Source organism: Actinosynnema sp. ALI-1.44 (assembly GCF_001984155.1).
GTDB lineage: Bacteria > Actinomycetota > Actinomycetes > Mycobacteriales > Pseudonocardiaceae > Kibdelosporangium.
Genome location: NZ_MTQO01000054.1, coordinates 1,157,097 through 1,173,024, shown reverse-complemented (window position 1 = coordinate 1,173,024; position 15,928 = coordinate 1,157,097). Strand labels below are relative to the sequence as shown.

At 67.6% G+C, this 15,928-nt stretch carries 16 protein-coding genes; 8 read left to right on the top strand and 8 right to left on the bottom strand.

Annotated elements, in window-relative coordinates; genetic code table 11:
• Positions 1-32: 32 nt before the first annotated feature.
• Genes ALI144C_RS52195 through ALI144C_RS52185 form a run of 3 tightly spaced genes read left to right on the top strand, consistent with a single transcriptional unit; the run spans position 33 to position 2,403 of the window.
• Positions 33-710, top strand: coding sequence for a response regulator transcription factor (locus ALI144C_RS52195; RefSeq protein ID WP_143231434.1), 678 nt, complete (start codon positions 33-35; stop codon positions 708-710).
• The gene (locus ALI144C_RS52190) at positions 707-2,008 is read left to right on the top strand and encodes a sensor histidine kinase (RefSeq protein WP_076994681.1); all 1,302 of its coding nucleotides are present in this window, start codon (positions 707-709) and stop codon (positions 2,006-2,008) included. Before ALI144C_RS52195 ends, ALI144C_RS52190 begins: the two co-directional genes overlap by 4 nt.
• The gene (locus ALI144C_RS52185; RefSeq protein ID WP_076994680.1) at positions 2,005-2,403 is read left to right on the top strand and encodes a hypothetical protein; all 399 of its coding nucleotides are present in this window, start codon (positions 2,005-2,007) and stop codon (positions 2,401-2,403) included. The genes ALI144C_RS52190 and ALI144C_RS52185 overlap by 4 nt, the downstream gene beginning before the upstream one ends.
• Here ALI144C_RS52185 and ALI144C_RS52180 read toward each other — a convergent pair.
• From ALI144C_RS52180 to ALI144C_RS52170, 3 genes are read right to left on the bottom strand one after another with little or no spacing between them, the layout of a single operon-like run.
• Entirely contained in the window at positions 2,400-3,188 is a 789-nt protein-coding gene (locus ALI144C_RS52180) for a trypsin-like serine peptidase (RefSeq protein ID WP_076994679.1), read from the bottom strand. The genes ALI144C_RS52185 and ALI144C_RS52180 overlap by 4 nt on opposite strands.
• Positions 3,185-4,633, bottom strand: coding sequence for an alpha/beta fold hydrolase (locus ALI144C_RS52175; RefSeq protein ID WP_237774720.1), 1,449 nt, complete (start codon positions 4,631-4,633; stop codon positions 3,185-3,187). Before ALI144C_RS52175 ends, ALI144C_RS52180 begins: the two co-directional genes overlap by 4 nt.
• Before the next feature lie 56 nt (positions 4,634-4,689).
• Positions 4,690-5,421: a sulfite exporter TauE/SafE family protein gene (locus tag ALI144C_RS52170; RefSeq protein ID WP_168211559.1), complete on the bottom strand. Its 732-nt coding sequence runs from the start codon at positions 5,419-5,421 to the stop codon at positions 4,690-4,692.
• A gap of 77 nt (positions 5,422-5,498) precedes the next feature.
• Between ALI144C_RS52170 and ALI144C_RS52165 the strand changes: the two genes are divergently transcribed.
• Entirely contained in the window at positions 5,499-6,431 is a 933-nt protein-coding gene (locus tag ALI144C_RS52165; RefSeq protein WP_076994676.1) for a LysR family transcriptional regulator, read from the top strand.
• Here the strand turns inward: ALI144C_RS52165 and ALI144C_RS52160 are convergent.
• The gene (locus ALI144C_RS52160) at positions 6,384-6,965 is read right to left on the bottom strand and encodes a TetR/AcrR family transcriptional regulator (protein WP_076994675.1); all 582 of its coding nucleotides are present in this window, start codon (positions 6,963-6,965) and stop codon (positions 6,384-6,386) included. The genes ALI144C_RS52165 and ALI144C_RS52160 overlap by 48 nt on opposite strands.
• Before the next feature lie 48 nt (positions 6,966-7,013).
• On the opposite strand from ALI144C_RS52160, the gene ALI144C_RS52155 reads away from it, so the two are divergent.
• Positions 7,014-7,802: a class I SAM-dependent methyltransferase gene (locus ALI144C_RS52155; protein WP_076994674.1), complete on the top strand. Its 789-nt coding sequence runs from the start codon at positions 7,014-7,016 to the stop codon at positions 7,800-7,802.
• On the opposite strand, the gene ALI144C_RS52150 is transcribed toward ALI144C_RS52155, so the two are convergent.
• Genes ALI144C_RS52150 through ALI144C_RS52135 form a run of 4 tightly spaced genes read right to left on the bottom strand, consistent with a single transcriptional unit; the run spans position 7,783 to position 11,344 of the window.
• Complete coding sequence (locus ALI144C_RS52150) at positions 7,783-8,898, bottom strand: sulfotransferase family protein (protein ID WP_076994673.1); 1,116 nt, start codon at positions 8,896-8,898, stop codon at positions 7,783-7,785. The two genes, ALI144C_RS52155 and ALI144C_RS52150, sit on opposite strands and share 20 nt — an antisense overlap.
• A 9-nt stretch (positions 8,899-8,907) precedes the next feature.
• Positions 8,908-9,684 (bottom strand): SDR family oxidoreductase, encoded by a 777-nt coding sequence (locus ALI144C_RS52145; protein WP_076994672.1) that lies wholly within the window; start codon positions 9,682-9,684, stop codon positions 8,908-8,910.
• Positions 9,684-10,847 carry a hypothetical protein gene (locus ALI144C_RS52140; protein WP_076994671.1) on the bottom strand — a complete coding sequence of 388 codons (1,164 nt, stop codon included), beginning with the start codon at positions 10,845-10,847 and terminating at the stop codon, positions 9,684-9,686. Before ALI144C_RS52140 ends, ALI144C_RS52145 begins: the two co-directional genes overlap by 1 nt.
• 32 nt (positions 10,848-10,879) lie before the next feature.
• Positions 10,880-11,344 carry a nuclear transport factor 2 family protein gene (locus tag ALI144C_RS52135; protein WP_076994670.1) on the bottom strand — a complete coding sequence of 155 codons (465 nt, stop codon included), beginning with the start codon at positions 11,342-11,344 and terminating at the stop codon, positions 10,880-10,882.
• A 55-nt stretch (positions 11,345-11,399) separates the two neighbouring features.
• On the opposite strand from ALI144C_RS52135, the gene cysD reads away from it, so the two are divergent.
• The 3 genes from cysD to ALI144C_RS52120 all read left to right on the top strand — a co-directional run bounded on the left by cysD (position 11,400) and on the right by ALI144C_RS52120 (position 15,905).
• Positions 11,400-12,314: a sulfate adenylyltransferase subunit CysD gene (cysD, locus tag ALI144C_RS52130; RefSeq protein WP_076994669.1), complete on the top strand. Its 915-nt coding sequence runs from the start codon at positions 11,400-11,402 to the stop codon at positions 12,312-12,314.
• Positions 12,314-14,146: an adenylyl-sulfate kinase gene (gene cysC / locus ALI144C_RS52125; RefSeq protein ID WP_076994668.1), complete on the top strand. Its 1,833-nt coding sequence runs from the start codon at positions 12,314-12,316 to the stop codon at positions 14,144-14,146. Before cysD ends, cysC begins: the two co-directional genes overlap by 1 nt.
• 343 nt (positions 14,147-14,489) lie before the next feature.
• Complete coding sequence (locus ALI144C_RS52120; RefSeq protein ID WP_076994667.1) at positions 14,490-15,905, top strand: family 2B encapsulin nanocompartment shell protein; 1,416 nt, start codon at positions 14,490-14,492, stop codon at positions 15,903-15,905.
• Positions 15,906-15,928 lie beyond the last annotated feature (23 nt).

Genomic DNA, 15,928 nt, shown 5'->3' with positions numbered 1-15,928 from the left:
GAACTCCGTCCGGCCCTGCGATCGTTGGTGGCATGTCCCGGGTGCTGTTGATCGAAGACGACAAGGCCGTCCGTGAAGGACTGGAACTGGCGCTGACCAGGCAGGGCCACTCGGTGTGGACGGCCGAGACCGGCGAGCAGGGGCTCGGCAGGCTGGCGGACGTCGACGTGGTGGTGCTGGACCTGATGCTGCCGGGGATGGACGGATTCGAGGTCTGCCGCAGGATCCGCGCCACCGGCACCCTGCCGATCATCATGCTCACCGCCCGCAGCGACGACATCGACGTGGTGGCCGGGCTGGAAGCGGGCGCCGACGACTACGTGGTCAAACCGATCCGGCCCAGGGTGCTCGAAGCACGCATCCGTGCGGTGCTGCGCCGCGCCGGGGACGCCGGGTCGCCGCAGACCGAGGCCGAACAGCACGGCGACCTGGCGATCGACCGGTCCAGTCTGGTGGTGCGCCGCGATGGCGAGCAGGTCAGCCTCGCCCCCACCGAACTGCGGCTGCTGCTGGAGCTGTCCGCGTCACCCGGCCGGGTGCTCAGCCGCCAGCAACTGCTCGAGTCGGTGTGGGAACACGGCTATCTCGGTGACTCAAGGCTGGTCGACGCCTGTGTGCAGCGGCTGCGGGCCAAGATCGAGACGGATCCGGCGGCACCGCGTTACATCCAGACCGTGCGGGGGTTCGGCTACCGGTTCGGCCCGCTGTGAGGAGTCTGCGCACCCGCCTGTTGATCGCGTTTGCCCTGCTCAGCGGGGTTACGGCGGCCGCGGTGGCCGGTGCGATGTACGGGCAGGCGCGCAACGTCATCCTGGAGAAGGCCCAGGACTCGGCGGTCCGCCAGTTCACCGAACGGGTCGCCGCGATGACAGTGCCGGACCCGGGCGCGCTGTCCGATCGGGACAGCTTTGGGGTGATCCTCTACAGGGGACGGCCGTTGGGCGATGACCAGCGGGTGCCGGACATCCCGCGGGAGCTACGCGACAAGGTCGCCACCGGCGTGGTCGCGTGGCAGCGGGTGGTCCACGACGGCCAGGCCGGGTTGGTCATGGGTATGCGCCTCAGCGACCTGGAGTTCTACAGTGGACGGCACTTGTCCGACGAGCAGGACAGCATCCGTGAACTGGCGTTGCTCGCGTGGGTGATCGGGATCGGGTCGCTCGTCCTCAGCGGGTTCCTCGCGTGGCTGGCGGCCAACAGCGTGCTGCGGCCCGTGCGTGACCTGGATGCCGCCGCACGCAGGCTGGGTGAGGGCGATCTGACGACCAGGGTCCAGGTGCGAGGTGGCGACGAGCTCGCGGGTGTCGCGCAAACGTTCAACACCACGGCGGCGGCGTTGGAGAAGCAGGTCGCGGACGCCCGGCGGTTCGTCGCGGACGTGTCACACGAACTGCGCACTCCCCTGGCCGCGATGACCGCGGTGACGGACGTGCTCGACGAGGAAGCGCCGCACCTGACCGAGGACGCGGGCAAGGCGGCCACGCTGGTCAGCCAGGAGACGCGCAACCTGACCCGGTTGGTCAACGATCTGATGGAGGTCAGCCGGTTCGACTCGGGCGCCGCCACGCTGGCGTTGGACGACGTCGACGTGGCCGAGGCGGTGACAGCGACGCTGCGGGCTCGCCGGTGGACCGATGTGGTCACCGACCTGGCTTCGCTGACCGCGCGGGTGGATCCGCGGCGGTTGGACGTGATCGTGGCGAACCTGGTCGGCAACGCGCTGAAGCACGGGGCCGCGCCGGTGTCCGTGACGCTGCGCGGTGAGCCGGGCTGGGTGATCATCGAGGTCACCGACCACGGTCCCGGGCTGGACCCCCAGGTGCTGCCGCAGGTGTTCGACCGGTTCTACAAGGCCGACACGGCACGGACCCGGTCCGAGGGCAGCGGTCTCGGCCTGGCCATCGCCTGGGAGAACGCGCGGCTGCACGACGGCACTCTCACGGCGGGCAACCGGCCGGACGGCGGCGCGGTGTTCACGCTCCGCCTGCCTTCAGGAGGTTCCCGGTGAAGCGTTCCCTGGTACTGGTCGCACTGCTGATCGCGGGGTGCGGTGTGCAGCCCACCGAGCCGATCGGCGGATCGCGCGCGAAGGGGGCGGTGATCTACCTCGTGCAGGACGGCGAGGTGACGCCGGTGCTGCGTCCCACGCGGCACGAGTCCAGCCAGCTTTCCGCGTTGGAGCTCCTGGCTCAGGGAGTCCCCCCGGGCGGCCTCTACACCACTGAAGTGCCGCACGACCTGGGGCCGAAAAGCGTCGACGACAAGACGGTCGCCGTCACTGTCGACGTCACTACATTGTCCACAATGGCCGTTGCACAGATCGTGTGCACGGCCGCGGCCCCCGGGCCTGTCACGCTGCAAGGCGGCGGACAGACCCGGGGGCCGGTGAGTTGTCCTGACTAGTCAGGCAGCAAGCAGCCCGGTTTGGTCAGGTCGAGCCTGTTCCCGGGTCGGACGCACGTGGTGATCCAGTACGTCTGCGTGGCGTACCCGGCGCCTTTGCGAGCGGAGATGGCGCCGGTGCGGTCCATTTCGCACGGGTTGTTCTCCGTGCACTGGCCACCTTCGCGGTTGCTCGTGTTGTGGATGCCGACGACTTGGCCGCCGGACACAACCGGGGACCCCGACACACCAGGGCCGGGCTGGCACGCGGAGTCGTACCGGAGCACGTCCTTGGTCACGTAGGTCATCTCGAGCACGCGGTAGGCGAAGCCGTCGATCTTGCAGGGCAGGACCTTCATCCAGCCCGACGACACGATTTCGACGTCCGCGCCTCGTTTCGGCCGGTCCGCCGACAACGTCATCGGCCGCACGTGGTACTGCCTGTCGAGTTGGGCGTAGGACTCGCGCAACCGGTACAACGCGATGTCCGTCCCGGTCATCGTCACGTACAGCGCCTTGGCCGTACGGAGTGTGGCCACGGTCCCGCCCTTGCCGTCGAGCAAGTTGATCAGGCGGTTGGACGGCTGGTCGACGAGCACTTCGTCCGGGATGACGCTTTGCCCTTCGTAGCAGTGTCCGTTGGTCAGCACCAATGCTGGATCGTGTGCGGTGGATTCCGGTGTCCGGACAAGGGAGCCGGAGCACCCTCCGAACACGACGGTTCCGGACAGGTCGGTGGCCGCCGCGGCGGGAGTGGCCAGCGCGATGCCGAGCAACGCGGTCACGGTGAGGATTCGCTTGATCATGACAGTCCCTCGCACGATCCGTTGTCGGTGCGGCCGGTCCGGAAGAAGTCGACGACCTTGGCGCCGCACGGGATCCGGCGGATGGATCCGTGGACGTCGTCGTTGATGGTCAGCAGTGCGCCGCCGATCTGGGCCTGCATCCGCTGCGCCCACATGTACGGTGTGTCGTTCTCGTAGCGGTGCCCGGACAGTTGCAGCGCGCTCGTGCCTTTGGTGAGGTTCCACGGTTTGGCTTGGACCGGCCATTTCGGGCACTGGAAGCTCATCTGCAGCCGACCGCCCGCCGCCGGGTACTTCTCGATGCGCTGCTGTCGTTTCGCCCAGATGTCGGCGAAGTCCCGCCCTCCCGTGCCGTCGTTGCAGAACATCGCCCGGTTGTTCACGAAGTTGAACGCGAACCCGTTGGCGTCGGCGAACTGCGGCCGTTGCGGTGGTTTCGCCGCCGACGCGGCCATCCGCGTCTCGGCGCCCTCCAGCAGGGTCGCCAGTTCCCGTGCCGAGTAGGCGTAGCCGGAGGGCGATGGCGTGGCGAGGTAGCCGACCGTCACGCCACTGATGTCGCCGCGTGGCTTGGTGTCCAGTTCGGTACGCAGGGCCAGCACGGTTTTGCGGACCTCAGCGCTGGTCTTGCCCATGTGGTACTCGTGGTCGCGGTCGGCCAGCCATTTCGTGAACGGCTCGAACCGGGTTTCCGCGACCGCCACGGCGTCCGTGTCCATCGACGCCATGTCCATCACCGGAGGCATCACCGACTCGAGCCACATCCGGTCGACGCGCTGGTCGAACAGCGACCGGTAGACCGCGCCGACGGCGGTGCCGAAGGAGACGCCGTAGAAGCTGATCTTCTGCTCCCCCAACGCCTGACGGATCACGTCGACGTCACGCGCGGTGTTCTCGGTGGTCAGGTTGGCCACGAACTCGGGGTCGTCGTCGGAGCACGCGGCGTTCCACGCGGCCTCGGACTCGAACGACGCCCTGGCGTCGCTCTCCGCGTCGCGCGGCGGGGGCAGCGGATCGTAGTCTTTGTCGCAGAACTGCGCGTCGCTGAAGCCGACGCCTCTCGGGTCGAAGCCGATCAGGTCGTAGTTCTCGGCGATGCCGCCGATCGTGCTCGTCCTGATGTCACGGGGATAGGAGATGGCTGTGCCGCCGGGGCCGCCGGGGTTGGCGAGCAGGACTCCCCGCCGCTGTCCCTTGGCTTTCAGCCTGCTGACCGCGATCTTGAGCGTGCGACCGGCTGGTTTGGTGTAATCCAGTGGCACTGTGACGAAGGTGCACTCCGTTTCGCCCTTGTCGTCGGGGATGGTCTCCTTCCATCCGCTCAGCGCTTCGGTACAGGGCTTCCACACGGGCGCCGTGGCCTGTGTGGACGTGGCGTGGGCGAGTGTGGCCGAAATCCCGGTGGCGGCCAGCACGATCACCACCATCGCTGCTGTTTTGATCACCCGGTCGAACCTGGCAGAGCCGTGTCAGCCCGCCGTCATGGTTGTGTAACAGGTGATCACGCGATCGCGATGCGTACTGCCGCGACGAGGCCGAGCACGCCGATGATGTAGCGCAACGGCGCGGGCGGGATCTTGCGGGACAGGTAGGCGCCCACCGGGCCCGCGATCATCGTGGCGGCGCCGAAAACGAGCGTCTCCGGCCACGGCACGGGAGCGATGAAGCAGAACAGCACACCGGCCACTCCGTTGGCGATCCCCTGCAGGACGACCTTGACGGCGTTGAGCTCGTGCGTGGTTCCCTTGGCGAACAGGCCGAGCACGGCGAAGAAGATCACGCCGATGCCGGTGCCGAAGTAGCCGCCGTAGACCGATGTGCCGAAGATGAGGGACTTCAGCGGGCCGCGGTGCTTCTCCGCCGACCGCAGCCGCTTGGCCACGAGCGGCTGCACGAGAACCAGGAGCGCACCGAGACCGAGCAGCGCGGGCACGAGGTAGGCGAAGACCTTCTCCGGCAACGCGAACAGCACGAGCCCGCCGATCAGCGACCCCACCGCGGCGGGCAGGGCGATCCGCCGGAGCAAGGGCTTCTGGACGGCCAGTTCCCGGCGGAAGCCGAGCGTCGAGGCGAAGTTGCCCGGCACGACACCGATGCAGTTGGCGACGTTGGCCTGGAGCGGGGTCATGCCGAGAGCGAGGAAGACCGGGAACGTCAGCAGCGCGCCCGCACCGGCGACCGCGTTGATCACCCCGGCAACCAGCCCTGTCACCGCGACGAGGAGCAAATCCACGCTCATCACTGTCCGCTACCTGCACTCATGCGTCCAATGAACGTCAGAGATGGGATTGATGCGTAGGATGCATCAATGTGGAGATCGACCAGCTCAGGTGGTTCGTGATGGTCGCCGAGGGACGCACGGTGACCGCCGCGGCAGCGGAGTTGCATGTGTCACAGTCCGCGTTGTCGCGGGGTGTCGCGCGGCTCGAGCACGAGATCGGCACTCCCCTGTTCGACCGCGTCGGACGCGTACTCCGGCTCAACAGCAACGGGCAGACGTTGCTGGACGCCGCCAAGCGCGCCTTGAACTCCATCGACGGCGCGGTCAGGACGATCGGCACAGCCGCGGACCCGACGGTCGGCACGGTCCGGTTCGCGTTCCTCAACACGCTCGGCAACGAGTTCGTGCCGACGTTGCTCAGCGGCTTCCGCGTCCTCTACCCGAAGGTCGAGTTCCTGCTGCGGCAGGGCGGAACCACACGCAACGAGCGGTATCTGCTCGACGGCGAGGTCGATGTGGTGCTGGCCGCGCAACCGTCCGATCAGCCGGGCATCACGTGGCGGCCGATCGTCGAGGAACCGCTCACGCTCGTCGTCCCCACCGGCCACCGGCTCGCGCGGCGTCGCACGGTGCGGCTGGCTGACGTCGCGGGCGAACCGTTCGTGACGTTCTCCGACGGGTTCGGTCTGCGACTGATCACCGAACGGCTGTGCCACCAGGCCGGGTTCGCACCGCGGATCGCGTTCGAAGGCGAGGAGCCGTTCACGTTGCGCGGCCTGGTCGGCGCGGGCTGCGGTGTGGCGCTGTTGCCGCCCGCTCCCGGTCCCCTGCCGGACATCGTGGAGCTGCGGATCTCGCAACCACGGTGTGCCAGGACCATCGGGATCGGGTGGTGCCCCGACCACTACGCCCCCGCTGTGGTGGAGGCGTTCCGGGAGTACGTGCTCACCGAGGCGCGTCCGTCGGCGGCGTGGTCACGGTTCCGAACGCACCAAGGTCGTGACGATCTTGCGGACGGCTAGCGCCTGGGGCGGCGTCGCCCGGTCGGCGTAGAGCATGTGGGTGGTGCCGATCAGCATCGCGGCGAGGGTTTCGACGTCGGCGTCGGCCGCGATCCGGCCGAGGCGTTGCTCGGCGGCGAGGTAGGCGCCGAGCATGATCGCACCTTCGGTGAGCACCGGGACCCCGGCGGGCCAGGCGTCCCGGAGTCTGGTGCGCAGTTCGTCCCGGTAGGTGACCAGGGCGACGACCGCGACGGCGACCGATTCGAACAGCGAGATCAACCCGCCGGTCAGGTTGTCGGCCACGGTGCCGGTTCCCACGCGCTCGCGCAGCGTGGCGGCCTGGGCGTCCATCCGCTCGACGCGGTCGAGCACGTACTCGGCTAGGAACGCGTCGAAATCGTCGAAGTGCTTGTGCAGGACGCCCTTGGCACAGCCCGCCTCAGTGGTGACCGAACGGCTGGTCAGAGCGCTGGGACCGTCGCGCAGCAGGATGCGGTCGGCGGCCGAGAAGAGCTGTGCGCGCACGTCACGAATGCTCACGCCGGTCGGCACCGAGGGTCCTCCCTTGTCGAGTGGGCGCTTGCCCACTATGGTGGGCGCATGCCCACTCTACCGACTGAGCCCCATCGCGTCCGGGAAGTGGCCGAGTCGTTCGGCACCGATGCCCAGCGCTACGACCGGACCCGTCCGAGATACCCCCAGGCGCTGATCGACCGGATCGTCGCCACGGCACCCGGCCGGGACGTGCTCGACGTCGGCACCGGGACCGGCATCGCGGCCCGTCAACTGCAAGCGGCCGGGTGCACTGTGCTCGGTGTCGAGCCGGACGCGCGGATGGCCGAGCACGCGCGCGAACAGGGCCTTGAGGTCGAGGTGTCGACCATCGAGGAATGGGACGCAGGCGGGCGAACCTTCGACGCGATCACGGCCGCGCAGTGCTGGCACTGGGTCGACCCGGACGCGGGAGCGGCCAAGGCCGCGCGCCTGCTGCGCCCCGGCGGCCTGCTGGCCGCGTTCTGGAACGCCGATGAGCCACCGGCCGAACTGGCCGACACCTTCCTGGCGATCTTCCGCGAGGTCGCGCCCACCTCACCGACCGCTCAGCTCACCAACAAGAACAAGCCGTACCAGTCGATGTCCGACCTGGCCGCGGCCGGGATCCAGCGGACCGAGCGATTCCAGGCCATCGAGCACTGGCGTTTCGAATGGCAGCGGGACTACACCCGCGACGAGTGGCTCGACCGGCTGCCCACCCACGGCGGCATGAGCCTGCTCCCGCCCGACACCCTCGCCACCCTGCTCGACCGCACCGGCGCCGCGATCGACGCCGTCGGCGGCACGTTCACCATGCGCTTCACCACGGTCGCGGTCACCGCGATACGGAGCTGAACCGGGCGTCCGCCTCGGCCGCGGTCAGCCCGAAATCCGCCAGGTCGTAGCGGTGTGAGCGGCGGCGGTCGCCGGAACTGTGCACGGCGGCCATCGCGGCGCGCACGTCGTCGGAAATCGCCAGGCCGAAATGGCGGTAGATATCCGCGACCACGGCGAATGGATCGGCCACGAATTCGTCGTATTCCACGTCGTAGAACTGCGCGGGATCGTGTTTCACCCGATCGGCGTTGAATTTCTCCAGGCCGCGTGCCCACAGTTCCAACTGGGTACGGCCGATGACCGAACCGCGGAACACCGTCGACCACCCGTCGGTGGCCTGTTCGGCGAGGCTGCACATCGACGCGATGATCGTGCGCGGCGCGCGGTGCGTCTGGATCACCAGCGCGTCGGGATACGCGTCCAGCAGGGCGTCGAGCGCGAAAAGGTGACTGGGGTTCTTCAGCACCCAGCGGCGGCCGGCGTCCGGCATGCCGATCAGCTGGAGGTTGCGGCGGTGCCGGTGGTATGCGGCTGTCCAGTCCTGGCCGCTCAGCCACTCCGAATACGTCGGCACGTAGGCAAGGCACTCGAAGGAGACGGACAACATGGACTGACGCAACAGCCGCCAGCACTCCTCTGCCATGTCCGCGGTGATGTAGTGCAGGCCCATGAACTCGGGGTGTTCGACGTGGTGCTGCTCGTACCCGGCCTGGATCCGCTGGTACATCGGGTTGTCGTCCCACGTCTCGCGGGGTGGGCGTGGTTGTGGCAAGTCGGTGAGCCACAGTTCGAGCCCCTGGTGCGCCGGGTCCTCGGTCAGCAGCCTGTGCAACGCGGTGGTTCCGGTGCGGGGCAGACCGGTCACGAAGATCGGCCGCTCGATCGGCACCGCCGCGTGCTCCGGGTTGGCCTTCCACGCCGCCTCGCTGAGCAGCCGGGCCACCAGCGCGGAGCGCAGACCGGCGCGCTGCACCCGTAGCCCGAAGTCGGTCAGCCCCGCCTCCCGGTGGTAGGAGTCCACCAGCACCGACAGGCCGTCCAGGTAGTCCTGGTCGCCGAAGTCGGCCAGACCGGTGATCTTCGTGGCCGACGCGTGCAACGACTCGATGTCCACGCCTGACTCCTAGTGGTGGTATTCGCCGCCGTTGACGTCGAGGCACTGGCCGGTGACCGCGCGGGCCAGGTCCGAGACGAGGAAGACGATCGTGTCGGCGACCTCGTCGGGCTCGGGCAGCTTGCGCAGGTCGATCTCGGCCGCCACCTCGTCGTAGACCTCCTGCGGGCTGATCCCGCGTTGCTTGGCGAGGTGGTCGAAGTAGTACTTCACGTTGTCTGCCCAGATGTAGCCGGGCGCGATGGTGTTCACCCGCACGCCCTTGGGGCCCAGTTCGGTCGACAGGCTCTGCGCCATCGACAGCAGCGCGGACTTGGTCATCTTGTACGGGCCGAACGTGGGTTTGGAGTGCCGGATCACCATCGAGCTGACCATCACGACCGAGCCCCGGCTGGCCTCCAGCATGGGGCGGAACAGGTTCGTCAGCCGCAGCGCGCCGAGTACGTTGGTCTCGAAGCCCTGCCGGATCCCGTCGAACGGGACACCGTCGAGGTCACCCATCGGCGGGATGGCGAAGGCGTTGTTCACCAACGCGTCCACGCGTCCGAACGACTCCTTCGCGGTCTCGGCCAGGCGAACCGCGTCCTGTTCGGAAGAGATGTCGGTCGGCACGGTCACCGCGCGCCGCCCGAGGTCGGTGACCTCCTTGGCCACTTCGGTCAGCCGGGACTCCGTGCGGGCCGCGAGCACGATGTCCGCGCCCTGGCGCGCGCACCGCAGCGCGATCGACCTGCCCAGTCCCGGTCCGATCCCGGACACGACGACGACCTTGTCCTGCAACAACATCAGCCCACCATCCTCCTCGCGACCGCAGCCTGACGGGCGGCGATGCGTTCGGCGTACTGCTCGGGGGTGATCCGGGCCTGCTCGTGGAACGGCAGCCGTTGGGCCAGTTCGGCGAACGGGACGACCTCGACCTCGGGGCCGTCCTCGGGTTTCAGGTCACGCGACAGCCGCTGCCAGCGGATCTGCAGGTATCCCCGGGAATGACCGGTGCGCTCGATCCAGTTCGCCAGTCCCGGATCGCGTTCGCTGATCACGTACCTGATCCGGCCGTCCGGGTCGGCCACGGCCTGGTCGGCGGTCAGGCTGGTCTGGTGGTTGATGTAGTCCAGCGAGACGTACCACATGCTGCCCAGCTGGAATCCGTGGTACGGCGCCTCGGACACGGGCACCGACACGATCATCACCTCGTCGTCGGCGAGGTCGTAGTGCCCGACCGAGGAGAACTGGGTGGTCAGGCCACCTGGGGTGGAGCGGGGTTCGGTCATGGTGTTCACCGGGAGGTTCAGGTAGAACCACTTCGGGAACGCCAGGAACGTCTTCAGCCTGCTGGTGAGCATCTTGCCCGCCGCCGCGTACCGCTTGGCGATCAACTCCCGGGACAGCGCGGGCGGTGCCGTCCCGGTGGTGTCGGCGCGCCGGATGGTGATCGTGCCGCGTTCCTCGGCCGTCCAGTCGCTGTAGACCTCACGCACGACCAGCATCGCGGAGCCGCTGCCGAGGGTGAAGTAGTTCGGTCCGGCCGCGCCGGGTCCGAACCGGATCTCGAAGGTGCCGTCGTCGGCGATGTCGAACGCCCGGTCGTCGAACGCCGTCAGGCTGTCCGGCACGTCCACCGGGGAGTAGTCGCCGTTGAGCACCTGGAAGCTCAGGTCCGCCGTGCTGCCGCGCCGCCCGGTCACGACGTATTCCGCGTCCGCCCGGATGTTGGCGTGGAAGTAGAGCGTGTCCGGGTTGTCCAGGCCCATCTTGGTGTAGGGCCCGGTGGACTGGACGAAGTACGGGAAGTCGCGGTCGTAGGCCCACGCCATCTGCAGCGAGGCCCTGATGTTGCCTGCGAGGTAGTCGTACCCCTCGGTCAGGTCCTGCTCGGTACGCACGTGCGGCGCTTCGGCGACGATCTTCTCGGCGTCGGCGATCGCGGCGGCGAAGGACTCGGTGAGCACCGAACTAGACTAGAACGCGTTCTAACTCTTGGTCAAACACCGGCGAGGAACTTCATGCTGGGCATGTCGTCCATCGACACTGTCACCTCGTAGATCCGGTTGTAGGCGATGTGCCGGATCCGCCAGCCGTCCTCCGGCGAGCGGACGTATTTCTCCTCGTAGTAGGCGGCACCCTTGATCACCAGCCGGTGTTGCTTGACGATCACGGTGTCCTGGAACGCCCAGGTCCCCGTGGCCTCGTGGCCGTCGATGTCGATCTCCGGCTGACCGCAGAAGTGGAACGTGACGATCTGGTCGCCACCCAGGTTCTGGCGCATGAACTCCAGGATCGCGGCGCGCCCGGTGAGCACGAGCGGCTTGCCCATCGCCCGCGTGCCGTAGTCGGCGACCGCGTCCTCGGCGAGCGCGGCCTCGAGCACGTCCCAGCGCTTCTGGTCGACGGCACGCAGGTACCGGTGTTTGAGCCGCTTGATCTCCTCGATCGCCACGATGTCCATACCCGAAGTGAACACTCCGACGATTGACCAGCGCAATAACCTGTTCTAGTTTCTGATCGTGAGCACCGCCTACGAGCTGACCACTCAGCGCGCGCTGGAAGCGGAGTCCGTGCACGTGCTGCGCGAGGTCGCGGCCACGTTCGAACGGCCGGTGCTGCTGTTCTCCGGCGGCAAGGACTCCGTGGTGATGCAGCACCTCGCGATGAAGGCGTTCTGGCCCGCGCCGCCACCGTTCCCGGTGATGCACGTGGACACCGGCCACAACTTCGACGAAGTCATCGAGTTCCGTGACCGCGCGGTCGACTCGGCGGGCGTGCGGCTGGTGGTCGCCCGCGTCCAGGACGACATCGACGCGGGCCGCGTGACCGAGGAGACCGGACCGCGGGCCAGCCGCAATCGCCTGCAGACCACGACTTTGCTCAGGGCCATCGCCGAGAACCGGTTCGACGCCGTGTTCGGCGGGGCGCGCAGGGACGAGGAGAAGGCACGCGCCAAGGAGCGGGTGTTCAGCTTCCGCGACGAGTACGGTCAGTGGGATCCCCGCAACCAGCGGCCCGAGCTGTGGAACGTCTACAACGGACGGCACAGGCGCGGCGAGCACATCAGGGTGTTCCCGTTGTCCAACTGGACCGAGCTGGACATCTGGCAGTACATCCGCCAGGAAGGCATCGAGCTGCCGTCGATCTACTACGCACACCGGCGGGACGTGGTCGCGCGTGACGGAATGCTGCTGGCGCACACCAGGTTCGTGACGCTGTTGCCCGACGAGGAGCCGTTCGACGCGCTGGTCCGGTTCCGCACGGTCGGCGACGCGACCTGCACGGGCTGCGTCGAGTCCACCGCGACGACACCGGAGGACGTCGTCGCCGAGGTCGCCGCGACCCGCGTCACCGAGCGCGGCGCGACCAGGGCGGACGACCGGATCTCCGAGGCAGGCATGGAGGACCGCAAGAAAGAAGGCTACTTCTGATGCCGCACCTCCTCCGCCTGGCCACCGCGGGCAGCGTCGACGACGGCAAGTCCACCCTGATCGGGCGGCTGCTGTTCGACTCGAAGACCATCTTCGAAGACCAGTTGGCCGCGCTCGAACAGACCAGCAGGGATCGCGGCGAGGAGTCCCCGAACCTGGCCTTGCTGACCGACGGGCTGCGCGCGGAACGGGAACAGGGCATCACGATCGACGTGGCGTACCGTTACTTCGCCACGCCGAGGCGGAAGTTCATCATCGCCGACACACCGGGCCACATCCAGTACACCCGCAACATGGTCACCGGTGCGTCCACAGCGGACCTCGCGCTCGTCCTCGTCGACGCACGCAAAGGCGTTCTGGAGCAGTCGCGCAGGCACGCGTTCCTGGCCAGCCTGCTGGGAATCCCGCACATTGTGGTGTGCGTGAACAAGATGGACCTGGTCGACTGGTCACGGGAGCGCTTCGAGGAGATCCGCGAGGAGTTCCGGCGGTTCTCGATGAAGCTGTCCGTGCCGGACCTGACGTTCATCCCGATGTCGGCGTTGCACGGCGACAACGTCGTGCACCGCAGCGCGTCAATGCCGTGGTACGAGGGCACCTCCCTGTTGCACCACCTCGAACAGGTGCACATCAGCTCCGACCGCAACCTGATCGACGCCCGGTTCCCGGTGCAGTACGTCATCCGGCACAAGGACTTCCGTGGGTACGCCGGAACCGTCGCAGGCGGCGTGTTCAAACCGGGTGACGAGGTGCTCGTGCTGCCGTCCGGGTTCACCACGACCGTCAGCGCCATCTGGGCCCCTGGCGGGCAGCCGGTAACCGAGGCGTTCCCGCCACAGGCGGTCACGCTGCAACTGGCCGACGAACTGGACGTCGCCCGCGGCGACCTGATCTGCCGCCCGAACAACCGGCCGCACATCGGCCACGACATCGACGCGATGGTCTGCTGGCTGACCGAACACGGCCGGTTGCGCAAAGACGCCAAGTACACAGTGGTCAGCACCACCCGCGCGACCAAGGCCGCGGTCACGTCACTGGACTACCGGCTGGACATCACCACACTGCACCGTGACGAAGCCGCGGAGTCGTTGTCGCTCAACGAGATCGGCCGGGTCAAGCTGCGCACCCGGCAGCCGCTGCTGTTCGACGCGTACCGGCGCAACCGGGCGTGCGGCAGTTTCATCCTCGTCGACGAGACCACGAACAACACGGTCGCCGCGGGCATGATCACCGGGCCGGCCCAGTCGGTGGTCTGGCATTCCACCGCGGTCCAGCGCACCGAGCGCGGCACGACCGGCTGCACGGTCTGGCTGACCGGGTTGTCGGCGTCGGGCAAGTCGACCATCGCGGTGGAGCTGGAACGCCGACTGGTGGCGTCCGGCCGTCCGGCTTATCTTCTTGATGGCGACAACTTGCGACACGGGTTGAACGCCGACCTGGGCTTCAGCGCGGCCGACCGGGCCGAGAACGTCCGCCGGGTCGGCCAGGTGGCGCGCCTGTTCGCCGATGCGGGTGTGGTCGCGGTCGTGTCGCTGATCAGCCCGTACCGAGCCGACCGCGACCAGGCGCGTGCCGCACACGAGCAGGCCGGTCTGCCGTTCGTCGAGGTCTTTGTGGACACTCCGCTCGCCGTGTGCGAGGCCCGCGACCCCAAGGGGATGTACGCCAAGGCCAGGGCCGGTGAGATCACCGGGTTCACCGGCGTCGACGACCCGTACGAGCGGCCCGCGGCACCCGAACTGGTACTGCGTCCGGAGCAGGGCGATCCCCCGAGGATGGCCGCCGCGATCCTCGCCTTGATGGACCAGGCGTCACTGACCCGGATGGACTAATCACAGGACGTATCCACCCGGCCGTGTACACACGTTTGCCGTATCGACTTGCTACGGGCGAGTGAACGCGGTTTCCCGCGACGGCACTTTCGGTTGGCGTCGGCGGCGAGATCGCCTGAAAAAGCGTGAATCGTCCCATGATTCTTTTCCTATGCCTGGCAAGCCTTTTGGGTGACTGCGCGTGCTCGAAAAGTGGTGCTAGCCTCCGTCTTGGCACCGTCCGAACTGGATCATTCAGCGGGACACGAAAGGGTGTTCCCACTTTGTCGCGAGCCAATCATCAGCTATACCCATGTCTTTTTCTCTGTCCACACCACCCGACTAGGAAGAATGGCGGCACGTTGTGACCGACACGGTGGAGTCGAATCTTGGCGTAGAGAACGGCGACCAACAGCAGAGCCTTGCCACCGCGGCAGCGCGGAATTTGGCGACGACCACCAAATCAGTTCCGCAGATGCAGAGCATCAGCTCGCGCTGGCTGCTGCGGATCCTGCCGTGGGTCCAGGCCCAGGGTGGGGCGTACCGGGTCAACCGGCGGCTGAGCTACACCGTGGGCGACGGTCGGATCGCGGTCACCAACACCGGTGCACAGGCCAACATCGTCGGACCGGACCTGGTCGAACTGCCGCTGCTGCGCACCTTCGAGGACGAGGAGACGCTGCACGCCCTGGCGGGCCGCTTCCAGCAACAGGAATACCAGCCCGGTGACGTGATCGCCGAGTTCGGCCACGAGGCCGCGTTCGTCTACGTCGTCGCGCACGGCAAGGTGAACAAGATCGGCACCGGCGAGTACGGTGACCTGACCGTGCTCGGCACGCTCGTCGACGGCGACTACTTCGGCGACCAGGCACTCATCCAGGATCAAAGCATCTGGGAGTTCACCGCGAAGGCGGTCACCCCGACGATCATCCTCGCCCTCCCGAAGCGGGCGTTCCAGGAATTGCAGGACCAGTCCGACGCGCTGCGCGAGCACGTGACAGCGTATCGGGAAAGTCCGACGAAAGCACAGAACCTGCACGGTGAAGCAGAGATCCAGCTGGCGTCCGGTCACGACGGTGAACCGGAACTCCCAGGCACGTTCGTCGACTACGAACTCTCACCGCGCGAATACGAACTCAGCGTCGCGCAGACCGTGCTGCGCGTCCACACCAGGGTCGCGGATCTGTACAACAAGCCGATGAACCAGACGGAGCAACAACTCCGGCTGACCATCGAGGCGCTGCGCGAGCGCCAGGAACACGAGCTGATCAACAACGGCGACTTCGGCCTGCTGGCCAACGCCGACCTCAAGCAGCGCATCCCGACGCGCAGCGGTCCGCCGACGCCGGACGACATGGACGAGTTGCTGGCGACGGTGTGGAAGGACCCGATGTTCATCGTCGCGCACCCGCGTGCGATCGCGGCGTTCGGCCAGGAGTGCAACAAGCGCGGTCTCTACCCGCAGAGCATCGACCTCAACGGCAACCAGGTCCCGTCGTGGCGTGGCATCCCTGTGTTGCCGTGCAACAAGATTCCCATCACCGACAGGGGGACCACGCAGGTCGTCGCGATGCGTGTGGGCGAGCAGAACCAAGGTGTGATCGGCCTGCACCAGACCGGCCTGCCCGACGAGTACCAGCCCGGCCTGTCGGTGCGGTTCATGAGCATCAACGAGAAGGCGGTCATGTCCTACCTCGTGAGCGCCTACTACTCGGCGGCGATCCTGGTTCCGGACGCGCTGGGCGTGCTGGAGAACGTCCAACTGGGCCGCGCCGAGTGACGCGAGCCAGACGGTAGATCGGT